A 23,745-nucleotide genomic window follows, 5' to 3' on the forward strand; every position below is an offset into this window, starting at 1 on the left:
GCTCCTGAACGGCCGCTGTCAGCCTCAGCGTGCCGCCGGTCTCGCGGCGTCAGTCCCAGAGGGCGCCGCAGGGGAGGGGAGGCAGATCGGGGCGGACGTCGTCGTCGACGGTCACGACCAGGCCGACGCTGACGAGTTCGGCGGAGATGTCCGCGATCTGCGCGGCGCAGCCCTGGTAGTCCAGGGAGAACGGACCGACCTCGATGCGGATGTGCCGGAGGTCCGGCCGCACGTCCGTAGCCGGTCCGCGGAGGTCGCGGACCGAAGTAACGTCGTTACCGAGCAGCATGATCCCTTCTCCGGACGCGGCCCTCACCGCGGCGGCCGGGGTGACCGCCTGCGTCGGAAGAGCGCGAAGAATAGTGCGACGACGGCGAGTACGGCTGCCGGTCCGCCGTAACGCGTGGCCGGATTCGCTCCGGCTGCTGCGAGCAGGTCGATCGGCTCGGCAGGCGTGCGCGGCCGCGGCGCGGTCGCGGTCGCCGTGGTGGTGGGTGTCGTGGGGGAGAGGGGGGCCGCCTCGGGGACCTCCCGCGGTGTGGCCGCGGTGATCTCGTCGGCGAGATTGGTCGCGAACTGCCCGATCAGGGTGCCCGCGACATCGGCCAGCGCACCGCGGCCGAACTGCGCCGGCTTCCCGGTGATCGACAGGTCGGTATCCACGAAAACGTCGGTGGCCCCGCCGGATTCGACGAGCGTGCAGGTGATGGTGGCCTTCGCGGTGCCGTTACCGCGGGTCTCCCGGCCGCGGCCCTCGAGCACCGCGATCCCGGCGGCCTCGTCCTGCGAGACGACCTTGATGACGCCGTTGTAGCTCAGCCCCACCGGCCCCAGCTTGACCTTGATCTTGCCGTGGAAGTCGTCGCCCTCGCGCGAGGTGATGGTGGCGCCGGGCACGCAGGGCGCGATGCGCTCCAGGTCCAGCAGCACGGGCCAGGCCTGCGCGGCCGGGACGGGAATGGTGAAGGTGTTGTCGAGTTTCATCAGGGGTCCTCGGTGTACTCACGCCTGCTGGGCGGTGGGCTTCGGAGAGTCGAGCGGTGCGGGTTCCGGGGCGGCGAGCGCGTCGGCCGCGGCGCGCACCGCGCGCAGGATGCCCTGGTAGCCGGTGCAGCGGCACAGGTTCCCGGAGACGGCCGAACGGATCTCGGCATCGGTGGGATCCGGATTCTCGCGCAGGAAGGCCGTCACCGACACGATGAATCCCGGTGTGCAGAAACCGCATTGCAGCCCGTGCTCGTCGCGGAACGCCGCCTGCACCGGTGACAGCGCGCCGTCGGCGCCGGCCACGCCCTCCACGGTGGTCAGCTGGGAGCCGTCGGCCTGGACGGCGAAGATCAGGCAGGCGCGCACGGCCGCGCCGTCGAGCAGGACGGTGCACGCACCGCACACGCCGTGCTCGCATCCGAGATGGGTGCCGGTCAGGCCGCACCGCTCGCGGAGATAGTCGGCCAGGGTCAGCCGCGCGGGGACCCGGTCGCGGCGCAACGCGCCGTTGATCCGGACCTCGATGTCGACCTCAGTCATTGCTCGCCTCCTGTACGGCGCGCCGCCACGCGCGCGTCACCATGGCCGCCCCGACCCGGCGCCGGTAGCCGGCGGTTCCGTGCACGTCGGCCGGGATCGACTCCAACTCGTCGGTCGCCGCCGCGCCGATCTCCGCGGCCGCCACGGCATCCGCCGCGCGGCCGGTCGCCAGGGCTTCGGCCGCGTGCGCGCGCACGGGGGTGGGCGCCAGGCCGAACAGCCCGATCGCGCAGCGGTCGATACGGGAATCGGCGTCCAGCCGGACCGCGACGGTCGCGCCCGCCAGCGCGAAATCGCCACTGCGCCGGGCGAATTCCTCGATGGCGAACCCGCACCGGCCGTGCCACGCCGGGAAGATCAGGCTGGTGACGATCTCGTCGTCGGCCAGCGCCGTGGTCCACATGCCGGTGAAGAAGGACGCGGCCGGAATCGTGCGCGGTCCGCGCGGCGAATGCGTCTCGATCTCGGCGTCGAGAGTCAGTGCGACGACCGGATATTCGCCCGCGGCGTCGGCGTGCGCGATGGCCCCGCCGATCGTGCCCCGGTTGCGGATCTGGAAGTGCCCGATGAACGGTGTCGCCCGCGACAGCAGCGGCACCGCCCGGCGCACCTCCTCGGAGGCCCCGACGGCGGCGTGGGTGGTGCCCGCGCCGATCTTGACGCCGTCGGCGTCCGCCCGGATACCGCGCAGGTCGCTCACCCGCCGGAGGTCCACCAGGTGATCGAAGACCGCGAGCCGCAGCGCGAGCATGGGCACCAGGCTCTGGCCGCCCGCGATGATCTTGGCCTCGTCGCCGAATTCGCCCAGCAGCTCGACGACCTCGGCCGCGGACTCCGGTGCGTGATACTCGAAGGTCGCCGGTTTCATCGGTTGTCCTTCCCGGCGGCGCGCGCCCGATCGATCATGTCCACGATCCGCGACGGCGACAGCGGTAGCTCGCGGATCTCCACCCCGAACGGCGCGAGCGCGTCGGCGACGGCGTTGAGCACGGCCGGAGTCGAGCCGATGGCCCCGCCCTCGCCGACGCCCTTGAAACTGCCGGGACCGGGGCTCGGCGTCTCGACGTGGCCGATCTCGATATCCGGCACCTCCGACGCGGTCGGCAGCAGGTAGTCGAGGAAGGTCGTCGCCACCGGATTCCCGCTCTCGTCGTAGGCGAGGTGCTCGTAGAGCGCGCCGCCGATGCCCTGCACCGTGCCGCCGTAGATCTGGCCCTCGACCACGCTGGGGTTGATCATCGGGCCGCAGTCCTCGCTGACGATGTAGCGCAACAGCGTCACTTCGCCGGTCTCGATATCGACCTCGCAGGTGCACACGTGCGTCGCGTTGGCCCAGATGGCGATCTGCGGCGTCTTGTACCGGCCGCTGGACTCGAGGCCCGGCTGGATTCCGGGCGGCAGCGAATCGGACTGGAAGTAGGCGATATCGGCGATCTCGGCCAGGGTGAGCGCCGAATCGGGGACGCCGCGCACGGTGGCCCGGCTGCCGGAGAACTCGATCTCCTCCGGCGTGGTGTTCAGCCGGTGGGCGGCGATGGCGAGGATCTTCTCGCGCAGCACCGAGGCGGTCTGTTCGATCGCGCCCGCCGTCATCGATCCCGAGCGACTGCCGCCGGTGCCGCCGCCGAACGGCGTGATCGCGGTGTCGCCCTGGATGGTTCGCACATCGGCCAGCGCCGCGCCGAGCGCGTCGGCGGCCAGCTGCACGACCGTGGTCTCGAGGCTGTTGCCCGCCGAGCCGCCGGCGACGTACACGTTGACCTTGCCCGACGGCTCGATCCGGATGGTCGCGCCCTCGGTGGCGAGGAACGGGCTGGCCCCGGTGGTCGGCTCGAGGTAGGTGCAGGTGCCGACGCCGAGGTAGCGGCCCTCGGCGCGGGCGGCGCGCTGTTCCTCGCGGAAGGCCTCGTAGTCCAGCATCTCGATCGCCTGCTCCAGGGTCTCCAGCGGCGAGACGTGGTCGTGCGGCATGCCGTTCGCGTTCGCCCGCGGGAATTCGTCGCGGCGCAACATGTTCCGCCGCCGCAGCTCGATCGGGTCGATACCCATCCGCCGGGCCGCGTGATCGAGCAGGACCTCGCGGCTGACCGACTCGAACTGCCACGGCCCGCGATAGGCCACCCGCCCGACCGTGTTGGAGTACAGGAACTTCGCGGTGAACGAGGCGTCGGTGACCCGGTAGGGCCCGGGGAACAACATCCCGACGGGAATGCCGCCGACGACCGGCGAGGGCGTCGGATACGCGCCGACGTTCTGGACGTGCGCGATGGACGCGGCCAGGATGGTGCCCTCGGCGTCGAAGGCCATGCCCACGTCCGCGTGCTCGTGCCGGGACATGCCGGAGGCCATCAGGTTCTCCTGGCGGTCCTCGATCCATTTCACCGCGCTGCCGAGCGCCCGCGCGGCCAGCAGGACGCAGGCCTCCTCGCGCAGCGGCAGCTGCTTGAGCCCGAAACCGCCGCCGGTGTCGCGGGCGATGACGCGCACCTGATGTTCGGCGACGCCGATCAGCCGGGCCGCGAACAGGCGCACCTCGTGCGGGGACTGGGTGGAACTCCACACCGTCAGTTCCGCGGCGGGCGCCGACCACTCCGCGACGATGCCGCGCGTCTCCATCGGCACCGGCAGGTAGGCCTGCTGAAAGATGCTCTGGCGCACCACATGTGCGGCCGAGTCGAAGATCGGCTCCAGATCCGAGGCGGGCCGCCCGCCCATCTCGCCCGCCGAATTGCCCGCGAATCCGGCGTGCACCAGATTCGGCGACGACTCCGCCGTGGTGTAGTCGATCACCGGATCCAGCGGGTCGTAGTCGATGATCACCTGTTCGCAGGCGTCCTCGGCGATATAGCGGTCGGCCGCGATGACCAGGACCACCGGGTCGCCGACGAATCGGACCTCCTCCTCGGCCAGCGGCGGTCGCGGCACCGGGGGCATACCGGCCATATCCAGGTCGTAGGAGATCTCGTGGGCGCCGGGGTTGAGATCGGCGGCCGTGTAGACGGCCAGGACGCCCTCGATCTCGAGGGCGGCGGACACATCGATGTCGCCGATCCGGGCCCGGGGTAGCGGGCTGCGGACGAAACAGGCATGCGCCATCCCGGGCCGCGTCACGTCGTCGACGAAGGTGCCCGCGCCGGTGACCAGGCGAGCATCCTCGAGCCGCGGTACCCGCGTGCCGACGACAGCGGTGGCGGTGGCGGTCTCCGTCGGGCTCATGATGCTCCATCCACCTCGATGACTGTGTATGTCAATAATGAGTATGACGCTAGAATAGGATGAGAATAGCATTCTCGCGAACGTGGGGGAACGCAGCTCGAACGGCCGGTCGCGGTCGATGATCGCCAGGAGGTCACCGTGCGCGAACTCGGTGCGCAGCTGCGGCGCTGGCATGCCGCGAATACCACATATGCGGTGGCGACCGTGGTGGGAGTGACCGGCAGCGCGCCGCGCCCGGCAGGGGCCACGATGGTGGTCGACGAATTCGGGAATGTGCGGGGGAGTCTTTCCGGCGGGTGTGTCGAGGGGGCGGTGTACGAGTTGTGCCAGGAGGTGCTGGCGTCCGGAGTTCCTGTTCGCCGCAGCTTCGGGTTCAGCGATTCCGACGCCTTCGCCGTGGGGTTGACCTGTGGCGGCGAACTCGAGGTCTTCGTGCACCGCGTCACCGCGGCGGAGTATCCCGTGATCGAAGCGGCCCTCGGGCCCGGGCCCGTCGCCCTCGTGCGCGATCTGGACTCCGGTGCACTCGCCGCACTGGCCTCGGGCGGTGTCGTCGGCGCGGCCCTCGATGCCGCCGTGGTGAGCCGGGCCGCGGTCATGCTCGACACCGGAGCCACCGGGCTGCGCGTGGTCGGCTGCGCGGATCGGGAGCGGACGGTGTTCGTCGAGTCGTTCGCCGCCCCGCCGCGCATGATCATCTGTGGCGCTACGGATTTCACCACCGCGCTGTGCCGGGTAGGGCGGCTGCTCGGCTATCGGGTCACCGTGTGCGAGGCCCGTCCCGCCTTCGCCGACCACGCCCGGATGCCGGAGGCCGACGAGGTGGTGCGGCAGTGGCCGGATCAGTATCTGCGGGCTACGGAGGTGGACTCGCGGACAGTGGTCTGCGTCCTGACCCACGATCCGAAATTCGACATCCCGGTTCTGGCCGAGGCTTTGCGCCTGCCCGTGGCCTATGTCGGTGCGATGGGGTCGCGCCGCTCCGACCGTGAACGCCGTCGGCGGCTGCGTGCGGCCGGGCTCACCGATCGTGAACTGCTGCTGTTGCATTCGCCGATCGGTCTGGAGTTGGGCGGGCAGACGCCGGAGGAGACGGCGGTGTCCATCGCCGCGGAGATCGTGGCGACTCGGCGCGGGGGGTCGGCGCGGCCGCTGTTCGCGACCGATCGGCCCATCCATCCGGTGCTGCCCGTGACGGAACCCTCGGCCTGACCCGGAAAGTCGCGCGCTCGCAGTGCGATCGCCGCATCCGGGTAGTACTGGTGGCGGCCGGGCAGTACGGTCGCAGCGTCCGGGTAGTGCTGGTGGCGGCCGCTGGGCAGTACGATCGCGACCATGGTGACCGCGCGCGTGCTGGTGATCGGCCTCGATCCCGCCCAGCTCGAGGGCTGGGACCCGGAACCGGTGCAGGCGGCGCTCGCGCGGGGCCGGGCCCGCTTCGACGACTACGGGATCGAGGCCGACTGGTGTCTCGTGGCGCCCGACAAGGATCCGGAGGCGGTGATCACCGCGGCGCTGATCGGCGCGGAGTACGCCTGCGTGGTGATCGGCGGCGGCATCCGCACCTACGAACCACTGCTCGTCCTGTTCGAGACGGTGATCAACCTGGTCCGCCGGCACGCGCCGGACGCGGCCATCGCCTTCAACACCAGCCCCGAGGACTGCGCCGACGCCGCCCGGCGTCGGCTCCGATAGCCCCGCGTCAGTCCCGGAATCGTTCTCGCAGTGGGCGATCGGTGGGGGTGCTGGGGTAGAGGCCGCGGTCGATGAGGCGCGGCACCACCTCGTCGATGAACTCGCGGATGGCGGTCGCGCCCGCCGCGAACATGAGGTTGAAACCGCCGACGTTGCCGTCGTCGTGCCAGGCCGCGAAGTCGTCGACGAGGTCGTCGTAGGCGCCGACGAATTTGCGGTGCGTCGCCCCGCCGCGGCCGACGGCCTGTGCGACGACCTCGCGCACGGTCACCCCGGGGCGCTGCTGAATCCAGGTGTAGAGCCCGACGTAGTTGCCGAAGGTGCTCTTGATCGTCTTCTCCACGTCCTCCGGGCGCGGCAGCAGATGGGTGGGGAACGGCTCGGCGAGGTCGCCGAGCGGAATGTCGAGGCCGAACTGGCCCAGCGCGAACGGCGCGAGGGGGTCCCAGTCGACGTGACCGTCCAGCTCCCGCAGTTTCTCCTCGGCCTCCTTCGCCGTGCGGCCGAGGTAGGGGATGAGACCGGGGACGGCCGGGACCGAGCCCGGCGCCCGGCCCTCTGCGATGAGCGCCTTGTCCAGCGCCTCGCGGTAGACCGCCGCGCCCGCGCGGGTGGAGGAGTTGGTGAACACCATCTCCGCGTGTTTGGCGGCGACCTCGATGCCGGGCCCGGATCCGCCGGCCTGTGCGATGAGCGGCCGCTGCTGGCGGCTGGGCGCGATATTGAGTGGTCCGGAGACTTGGAACAGTGGCCCCTCGTGGTCGATCGGCTCGGCGTGAAATCGGTTACGGCCGTCGGGATCACGGCGCATCGACCGGTTGTCCCACAGTGCCCGCAGGACCTCGAGGAACTCGTCGGCGCGCCGATAGCGCTCCTCGCGATCCAGGTGGTGCCGCAAGCTGTAGTTGAGGGCGAACCGATCGGTCACCGAGGTGACCGCGTTGTACCCGGCGCGGCCGTCGGAGGCCTGGTCGAGCGAGGCCAGCAGCCGGGCCAGGTTATACGGGTCGTAGAAGGTCGTCGACGCCGTCGCGATCAGGCCGACATGCCTGGTGTGCTGGGAGATCGCGGTGAGGGTGGTGATGGGCTCGGCCGGCCCGCCGTCGAATGCCGGGGACCCCTGCATACCGGGGATGTCGCCGACGAACAAGGCGGTGAACAGTCCCTCGTCGCCGAACGCGCCGTACTCGAGCAGGCGCTCGAAGGCGCCGCGCTCGGGAACGCCTTGCGCCCGTTCGTATTCGTAGGCTCCCTGATGCAGGTTGAGGTCGTTGGCCACCAGGTTCAGATGGAGATGGCGTTGCTGGGTCATGGGCGTCTCCCGTCGTGGCGCATCAGTCGAGAAACAGGTCCGGCGTGGGGTTCTCGCCGCCGCCGTAGGGCGTCAGGTCGTCGATGCCGGCGTAGAACGAGAGGGCGTCCGCGTCGAGGAAACAGTTGCCGGTGACCTTCCCGGCGGGGCGCGTCACGATCGCCAGCGCGGCGTCGGCCATGATCTGCGGGCTGCGGGACGCCGCGAGCTGCCGCTCGCCGTCGGGCATGTTGGCGACCGCCGAGGTGGCGATGAACGTCTGCGGCCACAGGCAGTTGAACGCGATTGCGGCGTCGGCGAATTCGGCCGCCCAGCCCTGGGACAGCAGGGTCATCCCGTACTTGGACAGCGTGTAGGCGGGATGCGCGCCGAGCCAGCGCGGATTCATGTTCACCGGCGGCGAGATGGTGAGCACGTGCGGGTTGGCCGCGTCGCGCAGATACGGCAGGCACGCCTGGGTCAGCAGGAACGTGCCGCGAATGTTGATGTCCTGCATCAGATCGAACTTCTTGGCCGACAGCTGCTCGGTGGGTTCGGTGGCGATGGCGCTCGCGTTGTTCACGCACAGGTCCACCCCGCCGAACCGCTCCACCGCGGTGTCCACCACGCGCCGGACGTCCGCCTCCTCGCGGACATCGCCGACCACCGCGGCCGCGCGGCCGCCCGCCGCCTCGATCTCCGCCGCGGCGGTGTGCACGGTGCCGGGCAGCCGCGGGTGCGGGTCGGCGGTCTTGGCGAGCAGGACCACGTTCGCGCCCTGCCGGGCGGCGGCGACGGCGATCGCCAGCCCGATACCGCGGCTCGCGCCGGATATCACCATCGTGCGGTCGGTCAACGGTCGATGCTGGTCGGACATGACACTCCTCGGGCCGGAACGCGCCTGTGAGCAGGCGTTCGCTACCAATGGTATTGGCATTCTCGTTTTCCGGAAGTAGCATATTCGATGATGAACAATCACGTGTACACCTCGTCCGGGATCCCGCTGGAGCCGGTCTACGGGCCGGACGATCGGCGTGATGACCCGCCCCCGCCGGGGGCGTATCCGTTCACCCGGGGCAATTACTCCACCGGCTATCGCGGGCGGCTGTGGACCTTCCGGCAGTACTCCGGTTTCGGCACCGCCGAAGAGTCCAACCAGCGCTACCGCTACCTGCTGGAGCAGGGCGGCACCGGGCTGTCGGTCGCCCTCGACCTGCCCACCCAATGTGGTTACGACTCCGACGATCCGGAGTTCGGTGAGGAGGTGGGCCGGGTCGGCGTCGCCGTCGACACGCTCGCCGACGCCGAGGTGCTGTTCGACGGCATCCCGCTGGACAAGATCAGCACCAGCTTCACCATCAACGGCACCGCGGCCATCCTGCTGGCGTTCTACGTCGCGGCGGCGGAGAAGAAGGGCGTGCCGCGCGACAAGCTCACCGGCACGATCCAGAACGACATCCTCAAGGAATACGCCTCGCGCGGCACCTGGATCTGGCCGCCGGAACCGTCGCTGCGGCTGATCGCCGACACCATCGAGTTCTGCGCGGCCGAGGTGCCGCGGTTCAACGCGATCTCGGTGGCGGGCGCGCACTTTCGCGACGCCGGCGCGAACGCGGTGCAGGAGATGGCGTTCACCCTCGCGGACGGCGTCACGTACTGCGACACCGTGATCGCGCGCGGCCGGATGACCGTCGACCAGTTCGCGCCGCAGATCTCGTTCTTCTTCTACACCCACGGCGACTTCTTCGAGGAGGTCGCGAAATACCGTGCGGGACGGCGGCGCTGGGCCACCATCGTGCGCGAGCGCTACGGCGCGACGACCGACAAGGCGTCGATGTTCCGGTTCGGCTGTGTGGCCGGCGGCGCGTCGCTCTACGCCCCGCAGGCGCAGAACAATCTGGTCCGGGTGGCCTACGAATCGCTGGCCGCTGTGCTCGGGGGCGTGCAGTCGATGTTCACCGCCGCGTGGGACGAGCCGTTCGCGCTGCCGAGCGAGGAGTCCGCGACGCTGGCGCTGCGGACCCAGCAGGTGCTCGCCTACGAGACGGGGGTGACCCGGGTGGCCGATCCGCTCGGCGGCTCGTATTTCGTGGAGTCCCTCACCGACGCCACCGAGGCCAAGATCATCGAGATCATGCGCGATCTGGAGCAGCACGGCGGCATGGTGCGGTGCATCGAGGACGGCTATCTCCAGGGCCTGATCGCGGACGAGGCGTACCGGCTGCATCAGGCGGTGGAGTCGGGCGAGCATCCGGTGGTCGGGGTGAACCGGTTCGTCTCCGACGAGCCCGCCCCCGATATCGGCACCTACGAATTGGACGCGGAAGGCCGCGACCGGCAGTTGAAGCGGCTGGCCCGGGTGAAGGCCGAGCGCGATTCCGCGGCGGTGCGCGACACCCTCACCGCGCTGTCGTTCGCCGCGGAGGGAGACGAGAATCTGATGCACCGCCTGATCGACTGCGCCAACGCGTACTGCACGGTCGGCGAGATCACCGCGACGCTGAAATCGGTGTGGGGCGAGTTCCAGCAGCCGGTGGTGTTCTGATGACCGCCCCGTCGCCCGCGCGCGTCCTGGTCGCCAAGCCCGGCCTCGACGGCCACGACCGCGGCGCCAAGATCGTCGCCCGCACGCTGCGCGACGCCGGATTCGAGGTGGTGTACACCGGGATTCGCCAGCGCGTGGAGGACATCGTGTCGATCGCGCTGCAGGAGGATGTGGCGGTGGTCGGCCTCAGCATCCTCTCCGGCGCGCACGTCGCGCTCACCACCCGCGTGGTCGACGCGTTGCGCGCGGCCGGTGCGGGCGATATCGCGGTGGTCGTGGGCGGCACCATCCCGCAGGCCGATGTGCCGCGCCTGACGGAAGCCGGTGCGGCCGCGGTCTTTCCGACGAGTACGCCGCTGGACACGCTCGTCACCGAGATCCGCAAGCTGACCGGAACCACCGGCGCATGAACCGCCGGGCCTCGAATTCACGCAGTTGGGAGACGCAGTGCGCATCGGAGTGATGATCGGGCCGGAGAAGGGTGACTCCGCGCGCAAACTGGACCGGATGTTGCGCGATATCGAGTGGGCCGAATCCGCGGGCCTGGATACCGCGTGGATCCCGCAGGTGCCCAACGACTTCGACGCGTTGATCACCATCGCGGCCATGGGGCTGCGGACCTCGCGGATCGAATTGGGTACCGCGGTCGTGCCGCTCCAGGCGCAGCACCCGGTCGCCCTTGCGCGCCAGGCGCTTTCGGCGCAGGCGGCCGCCGCGGGACGGCTGGCGCTGGGCGTCGGGCCGTCGCACCACTGGATCGTCCGCGACATGCTGGGCCTGCCCTACGACCGGCCCGCCGCCTACACCCGCGACTATCTCGACGTGCTGAATACCGCCCTGCGCGGCCCGGGTCCGGTGGACGTGGAGAACGAGACCTTCACCGTGCACAATCCGCTCGCGCTGGGTCCGGTGGCGCCGGTGCCGGTCTTCGTCGCCGCGCTCGGACCGGTCATGCTGCGGATCGCGGGGGAGCGGGCCGACGGCACCGTCCTGTGGATGGCCGACGAACGGGCCATCGCGGACCACATCGCGCCCAAGATCACCAAGGCGGCCGCCGACGCCGGGCGTCCGGCCCCGCGTATCGTCGCCGGTCTCCCCGTATGCCTGTGTGCCACAAGCGAAATCGACGCGGCCAGGACACGCGCCAACCGCATCCTGGGCGAGGCCGAGGTATCCCCCAACTACCAGCGCCTCCTGGAACAGGGCGACGCCCGCGACATCGGCGACCTCTGCCTCGCGGGCGACGAGGACACCATCGCCGCGGGCCTGCGCCGCTACACCGAGGCCGGCGCCACAGATCTGTCGGTGCGACTGCTCCCGATCGGCGACACCCGCGACGAACTCGTCGCCTCCAAACGCCGCACCCGCGACACGATCGCCCGCCTGGCCGCTGAGTTGCGGTGAGCACATGCCTCCCACCGATTCCGGGGCCGGGCCGCTGGCTGGAATTCGCATTCTCGAGGTCGGCACCATGCTCGCCGGGCCTTATGCCACGATGATGCTGGCCGATCTCGGGGCCGAGGTCACCAAGCTGGAACCGGTGAGCGGTGACATTTCCCGGCAGGTGAGCGACAGCTACTTCGCTAGTCTCAACCGCGGAAAGCGCAGTGTGCGTATCGATCTGGGTAGCGAGGGCGGGCGGGCGCGCCTGGGTGAACTCGTGGCGGGGTCGCATGCGCTGCTGGTGAATTTGAAGCCGTCGGCGATCCGGCGGCTCGGGCTGACCTATGACGCGTTGCGGGAGTTCAACGAGAAGATCGTGTGCGTGGCGATCACCGGCTACGGACTGCGCGGCGGTGACGACCCCGCCTTCGACTACGTGATCCAGGCGGCCGCCGGGATCGCCGCTCTCACAGGCGATCCCGAAGGGCCGCCGACGCTGCCGGGCTACTCCTCGGCGGACAACTCCACCGGGCTCACCGCGGCGCTGGGCCTGCTGGCGCAGATCGTCTCCGGGCGCGGCGGGCAGATCGACGTCTCGCTCTACGAGGTCATGCTCTCCCAGCTCAACTATCACGCCGCCGCGTATCTCAACGACGGGAAGCGGCCGCGGCGCCGGCCGTTCGGCGCGCACTCGTATTACGTTCCCGCGCAGATCTTCCCGACCGCCGAGGGTTACCTGGCGCTGTTCGTCACCCACGACGGCTTCTGGAAGAGTTTCGCGGCCGAGGCGGGCGTCACCGGATTCGAGCGGATGGCCGACCGGGCCGCGCACCGCGCCGAGGTGCTGGAGGCGGTCACCGCGGCCCTGGCCGCCGATACCGCGACCGGCTGGGAGGCCCGGCTGCGGCCACTCGGCATCCCGGCCGCGGCGGTCCGGGAACTCCCAGAGGCGCTGGACACCAGTCTGGACACCGTTGTCACCGCAGGGGAGTATCGACTGGTCGGCAACCCGATCCGGGTCACCGGGTATCGGCCCGAGTACGGGCCGCCGCCGCGGTTGGGCGAGCACGACGACTGAGACACAGTCGCAGCGAGAGGAGCCCGCGGCCGCCTGGGAACTCCGGACGATATCGCCGCCGCTGCGGCCTTCCTGGTCGACGGCGGGGCGGTGGCGGCCTCGCTGAGCGCCGCGGCGAGTGCGGCGGCCCAGCGCGCGGCCGCTCACTCGTAGTCGACGGTGATCGACTCCGTCTCCGGAACCGCCTGGCAGGTCAGGACGTAACCGTCGTCCAGCTCGTCGTCGGTCAGGGCATTGTTCTGCCGCAGCGACGCGCTGCCCTCGGTTACCTTGGCGATACAGGTGGCGCAGTTGCCCTGCTCGCAGGAGAAGGGAGGCGTCAGCCCCGCCCGCCGAGCGCTCTCCAGCAGGGTCTCACCGTCCTTGCGCGGCACGGTCTTCTTCTTACGGTTCAACAAGATCGTGACAGTGCCGGGCGTGCTGCTCGCCGTCGCCGCACCCGCTGTCCCCTCCGTCGCGACCGGCGTCCCGCTCTCCATTTTTCCGGCATGCTCTTGGCCGGAATCCTCCGGCACCGGCACCGGCGCCGGCGCCCCGAACCGCTCGCTGTACACCAGCCCCGGCCCCGGCAGCGCCAGCTCCACCATCTCCATGAAAGCCTCAGGGCCGCAGACATAGTGGTCGGCGCCGCCGTCCGGGCCGACGAACGCCCGCACCGCGGCGGCATCGAGAAAACCGCCGTCGGCATCCAGATGCCGCACCACCTCCAGCCGGCCGGGGTACTCCCTGACCAGCTCGGCCAGCACCGTCTCGAAGATCATCGAGTCGGCGTCGCGGTCCGCGCACAGCAGCCGCACCTGCCGCCCCGTGGTGGCCAGCGCGCATTTGGTCAGCGACAGAATCGGCGTGATACCGCTGCCGCCGCTGTAGCCGAGCAGCGGGACATCGGTCTCGCGCAGGCAGAACCGCCCGGCCGCGCCGGACATCTGGACCTCGTCGCCCTCGGTCAGATTGTCCAGCATCCAGTTCGACACCTTGCCGCCCGGAACGCGTTTCACCGTCGTCATCAGCTCGGTGTCGGTCTCCGGCGCGCTGGACATCGAATAGGAGCGGAACAGCGCGGTACCGTCCACCGGCACCCGGAACGTGCAGAACTGTCCGGCCCGGTAGGTGATCGGACCGTCGTGCGGCGCCAGCACGAATGTGCGGGCGTCGACGCTCTCCTTCACGATCCGGGTCACGGTCGCCCGTTGGAAAAACGAGGGTCTCGCCATGAACCGCATCCTCCTGGTAGATAGATTCTAGTAAGATGAGAATTACATTCTCACTCACGAGACGGGATCTCTCAATATGTTCTGGAGCACCGGTTCGCCGAGCCCCCGAGGAGCGCTATGGATGTCCGCCTGAGCAGCGAGCAGCGGCAACTGCGTGATGCCGCCGCCAAATTGGCCGATGATCTGGGCCCCGGCTCGGTCGCCGACCTGGACGACGAGGTCCGCCGCGCCCGGCTGGAGCGCGCGGTGGGCACCGCGGGCTGGCGGACATTGCGGACCGACGGCGCGTCCGGCGTCGAGGTCGCGATCGTGGCCGAGGAATTCGGGCGCGGCCTGGTCGATGTCGCCTTCCTCGGCCCGGTGCTCGCCGACGGTCTGCGCACCCTGCCCGAAGGTGAGCGCGGCTGGACGATCGGGATCGGCGACCGTGCCGTCGACGCGCGCGGCAGCAGTCGCGCGGCGATCGTCGACGGCGTGCGCATCCGGTCGGCGGCCCTCGGCCGGGTGGCGCCCGGCGCCGACCTGACCCGGCAGTCCGCGACGCTGACGGGCGAGGTCGAGGAGGTCGGGGAGCTGCCGGCCGACGAGGCGGTGCGCTGGCAGGCGCTGGCCGTCACCGCGACCACCGCCGATCTGCTCGGAACCGCCCGCGGCGCACAGGATCTGGCGGTCGACTACGCGAAGGTGCGCGAGCAGTACGGCAGCAGCATCGGCTCGTACCAGGCCGTGGCACATATCCTGGCCGAGAACCAGGCGTTGATCGAGGGCGCGATCAGCGTGCTGCGGCACGCGGCGTGGGCGGTCGACGATCTGACTCCCGCGGCGGCGCTGGAGGCGGCGCGCATCGCCAAGGTCTACACCGCGCGCGTGGCCCGCACCGTCTGCGAGGCGTCCATCCAGGTCCACGGCGGCATCGGCAATACCTGGGACTGCCTGGCGCACGTCTTCCTGCGCCGCGCGCTGGTCTCGACCGAACTGTTCCCGGTCTCGTTGAAGGAGATAGATCTTGGACTTTCGTGATTCCCCGCAGGAGGCCGAGTTCCGGGCGCGGCTGCGCGACTGGCTGGCCGAGACCGCGGGCCGCTTCCCGACCTCCGGCGACGAGTACTGGGCGCGGCAGGGCGAATGGCATCAGGCGCTGTACGAGGCGGGATTCTTCGGCTCGTCGTGGCCGAAGGAGTTCGGCGGCCACGAACTGCCGCCGGTCTTCGACGTGATCGTCGACGAGGAACTGGCCCTCGCGGGAGCCCCGCCCCGGCCGAGCCTCGGTTATCTCGTGCAGGGCTTGGGCCGGCACGGCAGCAAGGAACTGCAACAGCGGTTCCTGCCCGGCATGATCAACGGCACCGAACGCTGGTGCCAGGGATTCAGCGAACCGGGCGCGGGCTCGGACCTGGCCTCGCTGACCACCACGGCCACCCGCGACGGCGACGACTACGTCATCCACGGCCACAAGATCTGGACCAGCTACTCCGATGTCGCGGACTGGTGCCTGCTGCTGGCCCGCACCGACCCGGATGTGCCGCGGCACAAAGGCATTTCGGCGTTCATCATCGCGATGAAACAGCCGGGTGTGGAGCAGCGGCCGCTGAAGATGATCAGCGGCGTCACCCGCGAGTTCGGGCAGGTGCACTTCGACGGGGCCAGGGTGCCCGCGGATCAACTGGTCGGCGCACCCGGCGACGGCTGGAAGATGGCCATGACCGTGGTCGGGCACGAACGCGAGCCCTCCACACTCGGCTACGCGGCGCGGTACGGAAAGCTGGTGCGGCAGTTGGCCTCCCGGCTGGACGGGCCGCCGCCCGAGGAGCTGGCGTGGGCGGCGGTGCAGACGGAGATGCTGCGGCTGCACGTGCGCCGGCGGCTGTCCGAACAGCTCGACGGCGTGGTGCACGGCCCCGACGGATCGCTCGACAAATTGCTCATGACCTGGGTGGACCAGTCGGTCGGCCACGCGGCGCTCGCGGTCACCGGCACCGAGGACCCCGAACTGCTCGGCAGCTACTTCTACAGCCGCGCGCAGAGCGTGATGGGCGGCACCTCGCAGATCCAGAAGAACATCATCGCCTCCCGCATCCTCGGACTAGGAGTCTGACCATGTACGACCTGCCCGACGAGATCGAGGTCCGGTCCGACGGACCGATCCGCATCATCACGCTCAACCGCCCCGACGCGCTCAACGCCGTCGACGACAACCTGCACACCGGCCTCGCCCGGCTCTGGCCCCGGCTCTCCGAGGACCGGTCGGCGCGCGTCGCGGTCCTCACCGGGGCCGGGAAGGCGTTCTCCGCCGGTGGCGATTTCGCGTATCTGGCGGAACTCGGGCGGGACGCGGAGCTGCGGGCGAAGACGATCGCGCACGGCCGCGACATCGTGCTCGGCATGGCCCGCTGCCGCGTGCCGGTGATCGCGGCGGTCAACGGCCCGGCCGTCGGGCTGGGGTGCAGCCTGGTCGCGCTGAGCGATGTCGCCTACATCGCCGAGACGGCGTACCTGAAGGATCCGCACGTCCAGGTGGGGCTCGTCGCCGCCGACGGCGGGCCGCTGACCTGGCCGCTGCACACCAGCCTGCTGCTGGCCAAGGAGTACGCGCTCACCGGCGCGAAGATCCCGGCCGCGCGGGCGCGCGAGATGGGGCTGGTCAACCACGTCGTCGCCGATCCGGTGACCGAGGCGCTGGCCTGCGCGAAACGCATCCTGGAACTGCCGCGCCAGGCCGTGGAGAGCACCAAGCGCCTGCTGAACCTGACGTTGGAGCGGTCGGTGCTGGCGACCCTGGACTTCGCGACCACCGCGGAGGACCTCACCTTCCAGAGCGAGGACTTCCGCGCGGTGATCGCGAAACTCACCGACCGGAGCTGACGGTCGCGGACCGGCGCGGCGCGGGCGTCAGGCTCGCGGGTCCCAGCCCGAGGTGGTCGCGCAGGGTGGTTCCGGTGTAGGCGGTGCGAAACAGGCCGCGCCGCCGCAACTCCGGGACCACGAGGTCGACGAAATCGTCGAAGGTGCCCGGCGCCTGGGCGGCCGACAGGATGTACCCGTCCGCCTCGCCGCCGCGGAATCCCTCTTCGATCTGATCGGCGATCTGCTCGGGCGTGCCGACGAACTGCGGCAGCAGAACGCCCTGGGCGTAGAGCTTGCCGATATCGCGCAGCGTCAGGTTGTCGCGGACGCTGAGCCGGCGCGCGACGTCGAACAGGCCCTGCGTCCCCGGGACCACGACCTCCTCGATCGGCGCATCGAGGTCGTACCGCGAGAAGTCGTGGTCGGTGTGCACCGACAGCGTGATGAGCCCGGAGATCGGATCGGCGAGTTCGTTGTGGAACGCCTGCTTCTCGCGGGCGATCGACTCGGTCTCGCCCACGAACGGGACGAAGGACGGGAAGATCTTCAGATCGTCGGGATTCCGGCCGAAATCCGATGCGCGCGACTTGAGATCGTCGTAGTACGCCCTGCGTCCCTCCGGCGTCGGATCGATCTCGAAGACCGCCTCCGCCCAGCGGGCCGCGAAATCCTTACCCACCGGCGAGGATCCGGCCTGGATGAGCACCGGGCGGCTCTGCGGCGAATGCGGGACGGTCAGCGGGCCGCGAGTCTTGAACCACGTCCCGTCGTGGTCGACGACGCGCACCTTGTCCGGATCGGCGAACACGCCCGAGGCCTTGTCCTGGACCAGGGCGTCGGAATCCCAACTGCCCCACAGCTTGTGGGCCACCTCCAGGAACTCGTGCGCGCGCTCGTAGCGCTCGTCGTGGCCGAGATGATCGTCGATGCCGAAATTCCGCGCCTCGGCCTGATTGAGCGAGGTGACGACATTCCAGCCGGCCCGCCCGCGCGACAGGTGATCGAGGGTGCCGAAGATCCGGGCCACCTCGTACGGATGAAAGTAGGTGGTGGACTTGGTGATCGCCAGTCCGAGCCGTTCGGTCACGGTGGCCAGCCCGGCGGCCACCAGCGCCGGATCGATGGTCGCCGAGGCCTGCGTGCCGCTGCGCAGCGGCACCCGGATGTCGTCGCCGTACCGGACGGGCGTCGCGAGCAGGTCGGCGAAGAACAGGAAGTCGAACGTGCCGCGCTCCAGCGTCCGCGCCACCCGGGTGTAGTACTCGGGGCCCAGGTAGTCGGTCGTGGAACCCGGATGCCGCCACGCCGCGTGGGAGTGGGTGACGTGCGAGGCGATCAGGAAGCCGGCAAGGTGCAGTTCGCGTGACATGGGAGATCCTCGGGGTCGGGAGCGGGCCGATGCCCGAACCAGACTCCGCGACGGAACGTGTCACGTCAGCGTTTGGAATCAGCAGGACGCGAAGCCGCTGCGTGGCCGCGCCCCCGGGGACGCGGCCGGCAGCACGCCGTCTACTTCGGCGGGAAGCGCAGCGCGCCGTCGAGCCGGATCACCTCGCCGTTGAGATAGTCGTTCTCGATGATCGCGGTGGCCAGCTGCGCGTACTCCTCGGACCGGCCCATCCGCTTGGGGAACGGCACCTGCTTGCCCCAGTGGGCCTCCAGCTGATCGGCGGCCTGGCCGTAGGCGGGGGTGTTCACCGTGCCGGGCGCGATCGTCACCACGCGGACGCCCAGCGGGGACAGGTCGCGCGCGGCGACCAGCGTCATGCCGACCACGCCGCCCTTGGCCGCCGAATAGTTGATCTGCCCGATCTGGCCCTCGAACGCCGCGATCGAGGCGGTGTTCACGATGACGCCGCGGGCCCCCTCGTCGAGGGGATCGGTCTTCGCGATCGCGGCCGCCGAGAGCCGCAGCACGTTGAACACCGCGGTGAGATAGAACTCGATCGTCGTGCGGAACCCGTCGAGCGACAGCGGCGAGCCGTCCTTGCCGACCAGCCGCCCGCCCTTGGCCGGACCGCCGTGGGTGTCGACCGAGATGCGCAGCGGTCCCAGCGATTCCGCCACGGCGATGGCGGCCAGGACCGAGTCCTCGTCGGTGGCGTCGGTGTGCTGGTAGCGGATCCCGAGTTCGGCCTCGAGCTGTTTGCCCTTGTCGTCCGCGACATCGGCGACCACTACCTGCGCGCCGGCCGCGTGCAGGCGGCGCACCGTGGCCTCGCCCAATCCGCCGGTCCCGCCGACCACCAATGCGGAGCTTCCCTTGATCTGCATGTGATAATCCAATCTTGCAACTGTGGCTCTCCTATTGAGAAAATAGCATTCTCGCCGTGTTTCACACGAGCACTCGAGTGGCCGCGCCGAGCACCCGTCGCCGAATTGGAGGCCGTCACATGCCTGAAGCCGTCATCGTGTCCGCACTGCGGACCCCCATCGGTACCGCCCGGAAGGGGACGCTGCGCGATACCAACGCCTTCGATCTGGCCCATCACGTGGTGGGCGCGGTCGCCGAGGGCCTGGACGCCGCCCGCGTCGACGACGTGATCCTGGGGGAGGGCCGCTACGGCGGCGGCGTCGTGGCCCGGCACGCGGCCGTCACCGCCGGGCTGACCGGCGCGCCCGGCGCGGCCCTGAACCGGCACTGCGCGGCGGGCATGTCCGCGGTGCAGACGGCCGCGGCCGGAATCCGCGCCGGGATGGACGAACTCGTGATCGCGGGCGGGGTGAACTCCGACTCCACCGCGCCCCGCGCCCGGTTCAAGGTCGGCGAGGACGAGTGGATCGACCCGTGGGTCTCGCCGAGCCACCCGGATCGCCCGGACGCGCCCGCGATGGATATGTCCATCACCGTCGGCTGGAACGCCGCCGTGCGCGCGGGCCTGTCGCGCGCGGACCTCGACGCGTGGGCGCTACGCTCGCACCGCAACGCGATCGCCGCGATCGACGAGGGCCGGTTCAAGGAAGAGATCGTGCCCATCGAGACCCCGCACGGACTGTTCGACACCGACGAGCACCCCCGCCGCGACACCTCGCTCGAGAAGCTGGGCGGGCTGAAGGTGCTGCACCCGGAGATCGAGGGCTTCTCCATCACCGCCGGCAACGCGTGCGGCGCCAACGACGGCGCGGCCGGGCTCGCGGTCGCCAGCGAGCGGCTGGGGCTGCCCGCGCTGGCCTACATCCGCTCGTGGGCGACCGTCGGCGTCGATCCGGCCGAGACCGGCCTGGCACCGATCGAGGCGATCACCAAGGCGGTCGGGCGGGCGGGGATCTCGCTGTCGTCGGTGCGGGTCATCGAGATCAACGAGGCCTTCGCCTCGGTGCCGATCGCCGCCATCCGGGCACTGGACCTCGATCCGGATCTGGTCAACGTGAGCGGCAGCGGCTGCTCGCTCGGCCATCCGGTGGCGGCGACCGGCGCTCGCATGATCGTCACGCTGGTGCACGAATTGCGCCGTCGCGGAGGCGGTTTCGGTATCGCGGCCATGTGCGCGGGCGGCGGCATGGGCTCGGCCACCGTCATCGAGGTACCGGCTGCGTGAAAACCTCGGCGAGCGGTGTGCCGGTGAGTGAACTCCTCGACCAGGCGCGGGCGGGGTCGATCCGCGCGGTGGGGCGGCTGCTGAGCCTGGTCGAGGGGGAGCGCCGGGGCGAGGTCCAGGCCGCGGTCGCTCCCGCGCCCGTGCGGGTGATCGGGGTGACCGGCCCGCCCGGCGCGGGGAAGTCGACGACCATCGCCGCGCTCGTGCGCGTCTACCGGGAGCGCGGGCTGAAGGTCGCCGTGCTCGCGGTCGACCCCTCGTCGCCCTACAGCGGCGGCGCACTGCTGGGCGACCGGATCCGGATGGCCCAGCACATCGATGATCCCGGTGTGCTGATCCGCTCGCTGGCCACCCGTGGCCACCTGGGTGGCCTGTCGGCCGCCGTGCCCGCCGCGATCGCCCTGCTCGCGGCGCTCGGCTACGGCGTGGTCCTGCTGGAGACGGTCGGCGTCGGCCAGTCCGAGATCGAGATCGCCGCCGTCGCCGACCCCACCCTGGTAATCCTCAACCCCGGCGCGGGCGACGCCGTCCAGGCCGCGAAGGCGGGCCTCCTCGAGGTAGCCGACCTCCTGGTGGTCAACAAAGCCGACCGAGAAGGCGCCGAACAGACCGTCCGCGACCTCCGCGCCGAATCCGCCGCACCCATCCTCACTTTGATCGCTTCGCGTGGCGAGCGCGTCGCGGAACTGGTCGAGGCCATCGAGGCCCACCACCGCACGGACACGCCTGAACGCCGCGCAGCGAGGGCCCGAGCGCAGATCCTTTCCCTGGCCCAGACCCGCCTACGCACCCACGCAGACCTGGACCGCCTGGCTGCCGCGGTCGCCGATGGTGAGTGTGATGCCTACAGTGCCGCTGATTCGCTGCTAGGCGGCGGGCTCAGCTCTGCTCAGGAATCCTGACCATGGCCTCCTGCGCGTACGAGGCGACCAAAGTGCCCTTCTCCGTGAGGATGTCACCCCGCCCGTAGGCGCGGGCGTGGGCGAGCAGGGGACTGTGCTGGCGCAGCAGGAGCCAATCGTCGGTGCGGACGGGGCGGTGGAACCAGACGGTGTGGGAGGTGACCGCCGAGACGAACGCGGTGCCGTTGCCGCTCTGCGCATAGCCTTCCAGCGGGCGCAGCGCCGTGCCGATCAGCGTGAGGTCGGTGGCGTAGGCGACCAGCGCGGGGGCCAGCTCCGGCGCGACGTCCGGCGTGCGCATCCAGAACTCGAATTCCGGTGGCGCGGAACCGAGATCGTCCAGATCCGCGGTCGCGCGGGTCTCCCAGGGCAGCAGGCCCCACTGCACCTTGTGCTCGGCGGACAGCAGCGCCGGAACGGGTTCGACCGTCTGCCGCTCCGGTCCCTGTTCCTCGGCGTGCAGCGAGATCGACGCGGTGGCGATGACGCCGCCGGACTGCTCGGCCACCACCGACACCGTCGCGAACGAGCGCCCGGCGTGATGCCGTCGCACCCGATACCGGATCGGCTCGTCCGTCCGGCCCTCGCGCACGAAGATCGCGTGCAGGGATTTGATCGCCTTGTCGGGCGCCGCCGCGCTCGCCGCCCGCACGAACTGGCCGAGCAGCTGACCGCCGAAGACCCGGCGATAGGCCAGATGCAGATTCCGGCCCTCGAGCAGGGTCTCGGACTCGTCGGACGACGGCGAGGGGGACAGGTCGAGGCAGGAGACGAGATCACTCCACAGTTCGGACATGTACCGAGTGTAAGTCAAATTCTCCACTACGAGAATTAGGTTCTCACTGAATCGCGAAGCCGTGCGCGCAGAATTCCCAGGTCTCGGTGGCCGTGATCGGGTGCTGGGCCTCCTCGCTCGAGGCCCCGGCGGACTGGGCGATGAACATGACGGTCTGCATCAGCATGGCCGCCGTCCGGCGCGAGTTCATCTCGGTGCGCAGCTGCCCGGACGCCTTCGCCATATCCATCAGCTCGGTGAACAGCGAGAGCATCGGCACATGGGCGACCTTGACGTGACCCGGGTGCGAGATCAGCAGCTGCGGTGCGAAATCGGTGAACAGCGGGCGGCGGGCCGCCGGGTCCGGCCGGCACAGTTCGAACAGCAGCTCGACGGCCACCCGCAACTTGTCCAAGGGGTCGGTCTGCCCGTCGGCCGTGGCGCGCAGCTGGTCCGCGGTGCGACTCAGCGCGTCCTCGAACAGGGCGAGCAGCAGCTCGTGCTTGCCGTCGAACTGCATGTAGAAGCTGCGTAAGGACTGTCTGGAGCGGTCCACGACCTCCTGCACGGTGAAGTCCGTGGTGCCCTTCTCGGTGATGATCGCCTGGGCGGCGTCGAGGAACCGCTGTACGCGCTGCTCGGCGCGCAGCTTCGCGGTGCGCAACGACCGTTCGACGGCGCGCTGCTTCCAGGCGGGCTTCTCGCTCGGCGTGGTCACCGGTGCCTCGGTCCCCGGTCATTTGGAGAGAACATGAATGCACTGTACCGGAGAATGAGAGTTACTTGATCCAGAGTAAGTATTTTCGTCTCTGTTGAAGAGACTTACACTTCCGGTTCGGAGAATGATATTCTCGCCACACACCGCGCATCGAGAGCCGGTGCGTAGCCACGCCGGTCCGGTCGTCCCGGAGCTGAGGAGTTCGACGTGTACATCCGCTACGAGGTCGCCGACCGGATCGCGACCATCACGCTCGACCGGCCCGAGGCCGCCAACGCGCAGAACCGGGCCCTGCTCGACGAACTCGACGCCGCTTGGACCCGCGCCGCGGACGATCCGGAGGTGTCGGTCATCGTGCTGCGTGCGGAGGGTAAGCACTTCTCGGCCGGGCACGATCTGCGTGACGGCGGCGGCGAGGAACTGAGCAAGATCACCCTGGAACTCGTCTACACCAACGAGGCGCGCCGCTACCTGGAGTACTCGCTGCGCTGGCGCAATATCCCGAAGCCGACCATCGCCGCGGTGCAGGGCAAGTGCATCGCCGGCGGCCTGCTGCTGTGCTGGCCGTGCGACCTCATCGTGGCCGCCGACGACGCGCAGTTCTCCGATCCCGTGGTGCTGATGGGTATCGGCGGGGTCGAATATCACGGCCACACATGGGAACTCGGCGCGCGCAAGGCGAAGGAGATCCTGTTCACCGGGCGGCCGGTGACCGCCGAGGAAGCGAAGCAGGTCGGCATGGTGAATCAGGTCGTCCCGCGCGCGGAACTCGACGAGCAGACCGCGGCGCTGGCCGCCCGCATCGCGGCGATGCCGCCGTTCGGATTGCGGCAGGCCAAGCGCGCGGTCAACCAGACGCTGGACGTGCAGGGCTTCTACGCCGCGATCCAGTCGGTGTTCGACGTCCACCAGACCGGCCACGGCAACGCGCTGAGCGTGAGTGGCTACCCCATTCTTGTCGCGCTGGACGAGATGAAGTCCCAGACGCGTTAGGCCGCGCACCCACCCCTCTCTGTTC

At 70.1% G+C, this 23,745-nt stretch carries 24 protein-coding genes; 12 read left to right on the plus strand and 12 right to left on the minus strand.

Features of this window, described 5'->3' with window-relative positions:
* Nucleotides 1-49: 49 nt before the first annotated feature.
* Genes ON41_RS34395 through ON41_RS34415 form a run of 5 tightly spaced genes read right to left on the minus strand, consistent with a single transcriptional unit; the run spans nt 50 to nt 4,746 of the window.
* Nucleotides 50-289 (minus strand): hypothetical protein, encoded by a 240-nt coding sequence (locus ON41_RS34395; RefSeq protein ID WP_157185736.1) that lies wholly within the window; start codon nt 287-289, stop codon nt 50-52.
* A 23-nt stretch (nt 290-312) separates the two neighbouring features.
* Nucleotides 313-984: an SRPBCC family protein gene (locus tag ON41_RS34400; RefSeq protein ID WP_040752685.1), complete on the minus strand. Its 672-nt coding sequence runs from the start codon at nt 982-984 to the stop codon at nt 313-315.
* A gap of 18 nt (nt 985-1,002) precedes the next feature.
* Nucleotides 1,003-1,527: a (2Fe-2S)-binding protein gene (locus ON41_RS34405; protein WP_085995904.1), complete on the minus strand. Its 525-nt coding sequence runs from the start codon at nt 1,525-1,527 to the stop codon at nt 1,003-1,005.
* The gene (locus ON41_RS34410) at nt 1,520-2,395 is read right to left on the minus strand and encodes an FAD binding domain-containing protein (RefSeq protein ID WP_040752687.1); all 876 of its coding nucleotides are present in this window, start codon (nt 2,393-2,395) and stop codon (nt 1,520-1,522) included. The genes ON41_RS34405 and ON41_RS34410 overlap by 8 nt, the downstream gene beginning before the upstream one ends.
* Complete coding sequence (locus ON41_RS34415; protein WP_444543682.1) at nt 2,392-4,746, minus strand: xanthine dehydrogenase family protein molybdopterin-binding subunit; 2,355 nt, start codon at nt 4,744-4,746, stop codon at nt 2,392-2,394. Before ON41_RS34415 ends, ON41_RS34410 begins: the two co-directional genes overlap by 4 nt.
* Before the next feature lie 135 nt (nt 4,747-4,881).
* Between ON41_RS34415 and ON41_RS34420 the strand changes: the two genes are divergently transcribed.
* Nucleotides 4,882-5,955, plus strand: a complete 1,074-nt coding sequence (locus tag ON41_RS34420) for an XdhC family protein (RefSeq protein WP_040752690.1) — start codon at nt 4,882-4,884, stop codon at nt 5,953-5,955.
* 123 nt (nt 5,956-6,078) lie between these two features.
* Complete coding sequence (locus ON41_RS34425; RefSeq protein WP_040752692.1) at nt 6,079-6,438, plus strand: hypothetical protein; 360 nt, start codon at nt 6,079-6,081, stop codon at nt 6,436-6,438.
* 7 nt (nt 6,439-6,445) lie between these two features.
* Here ON41_RS34425 and ON41_RS34430 read toward each other — a convergent pair whose 3' ends face one another.
* Nucleotides 6,446-7,750, minus strand: a complete 1,305-nt coding sequence (locus tag ON41_RS34430; RefSeq protein WP_040752693.1) for an NtaA/DmoA family FMN-dependent monooxygenase — start codon at nt 7,748-7,750, stop codon at nt 6,446-6,448.
* Between the two features lie 22 nt (nt 7,751-7,772).
* Nucleotides 7,773-8,606 (minus strand): SDR family oxidoreductase, encoded by an 834-nt coding sequence (locus ON41_RS34435; RefSeq protein ID WP_040752695.1) that lies wholly within the window; start codon nt 8,604-8,606, stop codon nt 7,773-7,775.
* 90 nt (nt 8,607-8,696) lie between these two features.
* On the opposite strand from ON41_RS34435, the gene ON41_RS34440 reads away from it, so the two are divergent.
* The 4 genes from ON41_RS34440 to ON41_RS34455 are packed head-to-tail and all read left to right on the plus strand — an operon-like array spanning nt 8,697 to nt 12,735.
* Nucleotides 8,697-10,274 carry a methylmalonyl-CoA mutase family protein gene (locus ON41_RS34440; protein ID WP_040752697.1) on the plus strand — a complete coding sequence of 526 codons (1,578 nt, stop codon included), beginning with the start codon at nt 8,697-8,699 and terminating at the stop codon, nt 10,272-10,274.
* The gene (locus ON41_RS34445) at nt 10,274-10,684 is read left to right on the plus strand and encodes a cobalamin B12-binding domain-containing protein (protein WP_040752698.1); all 411 of its coding nucleotides are present in this window, start codon (nt 10,274-10,276) and stop codon (nt 10,682-10,684) included. Before ON41_RS34440 ends, ON41_RS34445 begins: the two co-directional genes overlap by 1 nt.
* 37 nt (nt 10,685-10,721) lie before the next feature.
* Nucleotides 10,722-11,678, plus strand: a complete 957-nt coding sequence (locus ON41_RS34450) for a TIGR03564 family F420-dependent LLM class oxidoreductase (RefSeq protein ID WP_040752699.1) — start codon at nt 10,722-10,724, stop codon at nt 11,676-11,678.
* A 4-nt stretch (nt 11,679-11,682) separates the two neighbouring features.
* On the plus strand, nt 11,683-12,735 hold the full coding sequence (locus tag ON41_RS34455; protein ID WP_040752701.1) for a CaiB/BaiF CoA transferase family protein: 1,053 nt from the start codon (nt 11,683-11,685) through the stop codon (nt 12,733-12,735).
* A 143-nt stretch (nt 12,736-12,878) separates the two neighbouring features.
* Here the strand turns inward: ON41_RS34455 and ON41_RS34460 are convergent, their stop codons facing one another.
* Nucleotides 12,879-13,949, minus strand: a complete 1,071-nt coding sequence (locus ON41_RS34460) for a ferredoxin--NADP reductase (protein WP_040752820.1) — start codon at nt 13,947-13,949, stop codon at nt 12,879-12,881.
* Nucleotides 13,950-14,066: 117 nt separating this feature from the next.
* Between ON41_RS34460 and ON41_RS34465 the strand changes: the two genes are divergently transcribed.
* The 3 genes from ON41_RS34465 to ON41_RS34475 are packed head-to-tail and all read left to right on the plus strand — an operon-like array spanning nt 14,067 to nt 16,811.
* Complete coding sequence (locus tag ON41_RS34465) at nt 14,067-14,969, plus strand: acyl-CoA dehydrogenase family protein (RefSeq protein WP_040752702.1); 903 nt, start codon at nt 14,067-14,069, stop codon at nt 14,967-14,969.
* On the plus strand, nt 14,956-16,044 hold the full coding sequence (locus tag ON41_RS34470; RefSeq protein ID WP_040752703.1) for an acyl-CoA dehydrogenase family protein: 1,089 nt from the start codon (nt 14,956-14,958) through the stop codon (nt 16,042-16,044). The genes ON41_RS34465 and ON41_RS34470 overlap by 14 nt, the downstream gene beginning before the upstream one ends.
* 2 nt (nt 16,045-16,046) lie before the next feature.
* Nucleotides 16,047-16,811: an enoyl-CoA hydratase/isomerase family protein gene (locus ON41_RS34475; RefSeq protein WP_040752705.1), complete on the plus strand. Its 765-nt coding sequence runs from the start codon at nt 16,047-16,049 to the stop codon at nt 16,809-16,811.
* Here the strand turns inward: ON41_RS34475 and ON41_RS34480 are convergent.
* Both ON41_RS34480 and ON41_RS34485 read right to left on the minus strand, forming a co-directional pair.
* Nucleotides 16,795-18,162: an LLM class flavin-dependent oxidoreductase gene (locus ON41_RS34480; RefSeq protein WP_040752706.1), complete on the minus strand. Its 1,368-nt coding sequence runs from the start codon at nt 18,160-18,162 to the stop codon at nt 16,795-16,797. The two genes, ON41_RS34475 and ON41_RS34480, sit on opposite strands and share 17 nt — an antisense overlap.
* Before the next feature lie 140 nt (nt 18,163-18,302).
* Entirely contained in the window at nt 18,303-19,067 is a 765-nt protein-coding gene (locus tag ON41_RS34485) for an SDR family NAD(P)-dependent oxidoreductase (RefSeq protein WP_040752707.1), read from the minus strand.
* 119 nt (nt 19,068-19,186) lie between these two features.
* Here ON41_RS34485 and ON41_RS34490 point away from each other — a divergent pair, with 119 nt between their 5' ends.
* Nucleotides 19,187-20,332, plus strand: coding sequence for a thiolase family protein (locus ON41_RS34490; protein WP_040752708.1), 1,146 nt, complete (start codon nt 19,187-19,189; stop codon nt 20,330-20,332).
* A gap of 17 nt (nt 20,333-20,349) precedes the next feature.
* Nucleotides 20,350-21,234, plus strand: coding sequence for an ArgK/MeaB family GTPase (locus ON41_RS34495; RefSeq protein WP_040752822.1), 885 nt, complete (start codon nt 20,350-20,352; stop codon nt 21,232-21,234).
* On the opposite strand, the gene ON41_RS34500 is transcribed toward ON41_RS34495, so the two are convergent.
* Together ON41_RS34500 and ON41_RS34505 are read right to left on the minus strand one after the other, a co-directional pair.
* Complete coding sequence (locus ON41_RS34500) at nt 21,212-22,030, minus strand: acyl-CoA thioesterase (protein ID WP_040752710.1); 819 nt, start codon at nt 22,028-22,030, stop codon at nt 21,212-21,214. The genes ON41_RS34495 and ON41_RS34500 overlap by 23 nt on opposite strands.
* Before the next feature lie 43 nt (nt 22,031-22,073).
* Nucleotides 22,074-22,727: a TetR/AcrR family transcriptional regulator gene (locus ON41_RS34505; protein ID WP_040752711.1), complete on the minus strand. Its 654-nt coding sequence runs from the start codon at nt 22,725-22,727 to the stop codon at nt 22,074-22,076.
* Nucleotides 22,728-22,934: 207 nt separating this feature from the next.
* On the opposite strand from ON41_RS34505, the gene ON41_RS34510 reads away from it, so the two are divergent.
* On the plus strand, nt 22,935-23,720 hold the full coding sequence (locus tag ON41_RS34510) for an enoyl-CoA hydratase (protein ID WP_040752713.1): 786 nt from the start codon (nt 22,935-22,937) through the stop codon (nt 23,718-23,720).
* The last annotated feature ends 25 nt before the right edge of the window (nt 23,721-23,745 follow it).

Source organism: Nocardia transvalensis NBRC 15921, assembly GCF_000308875.1.
In the GTDB taxonomy this organism is placed as follows: Bacteria; Actinomycetota; Actinomycetes; order Mycobacteriales; family Mycobacteriaceae; genus Nocardia; species Nocardia transvalensis.

Excerpts from the sequence above, each read along its gene's own strand:
- ON41_RS34485 (WP_040752707.1), bottom strand. The coding sequence starts at position 19,067 with ATGCAGATCAAGGGAAGCTCCGCATTGGTGGTCGGCGGGACCGGCGGA.
- ON41_RS34435 (WP_040752695.1), bottom strand. The coding sequence starts at position 8,606 with ATGTCCGACCAGCATCGACCGTTGACCGACCGCACGATGGTGATATCC.
- ON41_RS34405 (WP_085995904.1), bottom strand. The coding sequence starts at position 1,527 with ATGACTGAGGTCGACATCGAGGTCCGGATCAACGGCGCGTTGCGCCGC.
- ON41_RS34460 (WP_040752820.1), bottom strand. The coding sequence starts at position 13,949 with ATGGCGAGACCCTCGTTTTTCCAACGGGCGACCGTGACCCGGATCGTG.
- ON41_RS34445 (WP_040752698.1), top strand. The coding sequence starts at position 10,274 with ATGACCGCCCCGTCGCCCGCGCGCGTCCTGGTCGCCAAGCCCGGCCTC.
- ON41_RS34425 (WP_040752692.1), top strand. The coding sequence starts at position 6,079 with ATGGTGACCGCGCGCGTGCTGGTGATCGGCCTCGATCCCGCCCAGCTC.
- ON41_RS34400 (WP_040752685.1), bottom strand. The coding sequence starts at position 984 with ATGAAACTCGACAACACCTTCACCATTCCCGTCCCGGCCGCGCAGGCC.
- ON41_RS34440 (WP_040752697.1), top strand. The coding sequence starts at position 8,697 with ATGAACAATCACGTGTACACCTCGTCCGGGATCCCGCTGGAGCCGGTC.
- ON41_RS34475 (WP_040752705.1), top strand. The coding sequence starts at position 16,047 with ATGTACGACCTGCCCGACGAGATCGAGGTCCGGTCCGACGGACCGATC.
- ON41_RS34490 (WP_040752708.1), top strand. The coding sequence starts at position 19,187 with ATGCCTGAAGCCGTCATCGTGTCCGCACTGCGGACCCCCATCGGTACC.
- ON41_RS34480 (WP_040752706.1), bottom strand. The coding sequence starts at position 18,162 with ATGTCACGCGAACTGCACCTTGCCGGCTTCCTGATCGCCTCGCACGTC.
- ON41_RS34500 (WP_040752710.1), bottom strand. The coding sequence starts at position 22,030 with ATGTCCGAACTGTGGAGTGATCTCGTCTCCTGCCTCGACCTGTCCCCC.
- ON41_RS34430 (WP_040752693.1), bottom strand. The coding sequence starts at position 7,750 with ATGACCCAGCAACGCCATCTCCATCTGAACCTGGTGGCCAACGACCTC.
- ON41_RS34455 (WP_040752701.1), top strand. The coding sequence starts at position 11,683 with ATGCCTCCCACCGATTCCGGGGCCGGGCCGCTGGCTGGAATTCGCATT.
- ON41_RS34465 (WP_040752702.1), top strand. The coding sequence starts at position 14,067 with ATGGATGTCCGCCTGAGCAGCGAGCAGCGGCAACTGCGTGATGCCGCC.
- ON41_RS34395 (WP_157185736.1), bottom strand. The coding sequence starts at position 289 with ATGCTGCTCGGTAACGACGTTACTTCGGTCCGCGACCTCCGCGGACCG.
- ON41_RS34410 (WP_040752687.1), bottom strand. The coding sequence starts at position 2,395 with ATGAAACCGGCGACCTTCGAGTATCACGCACCGGAGTCCGCGGCCGAG.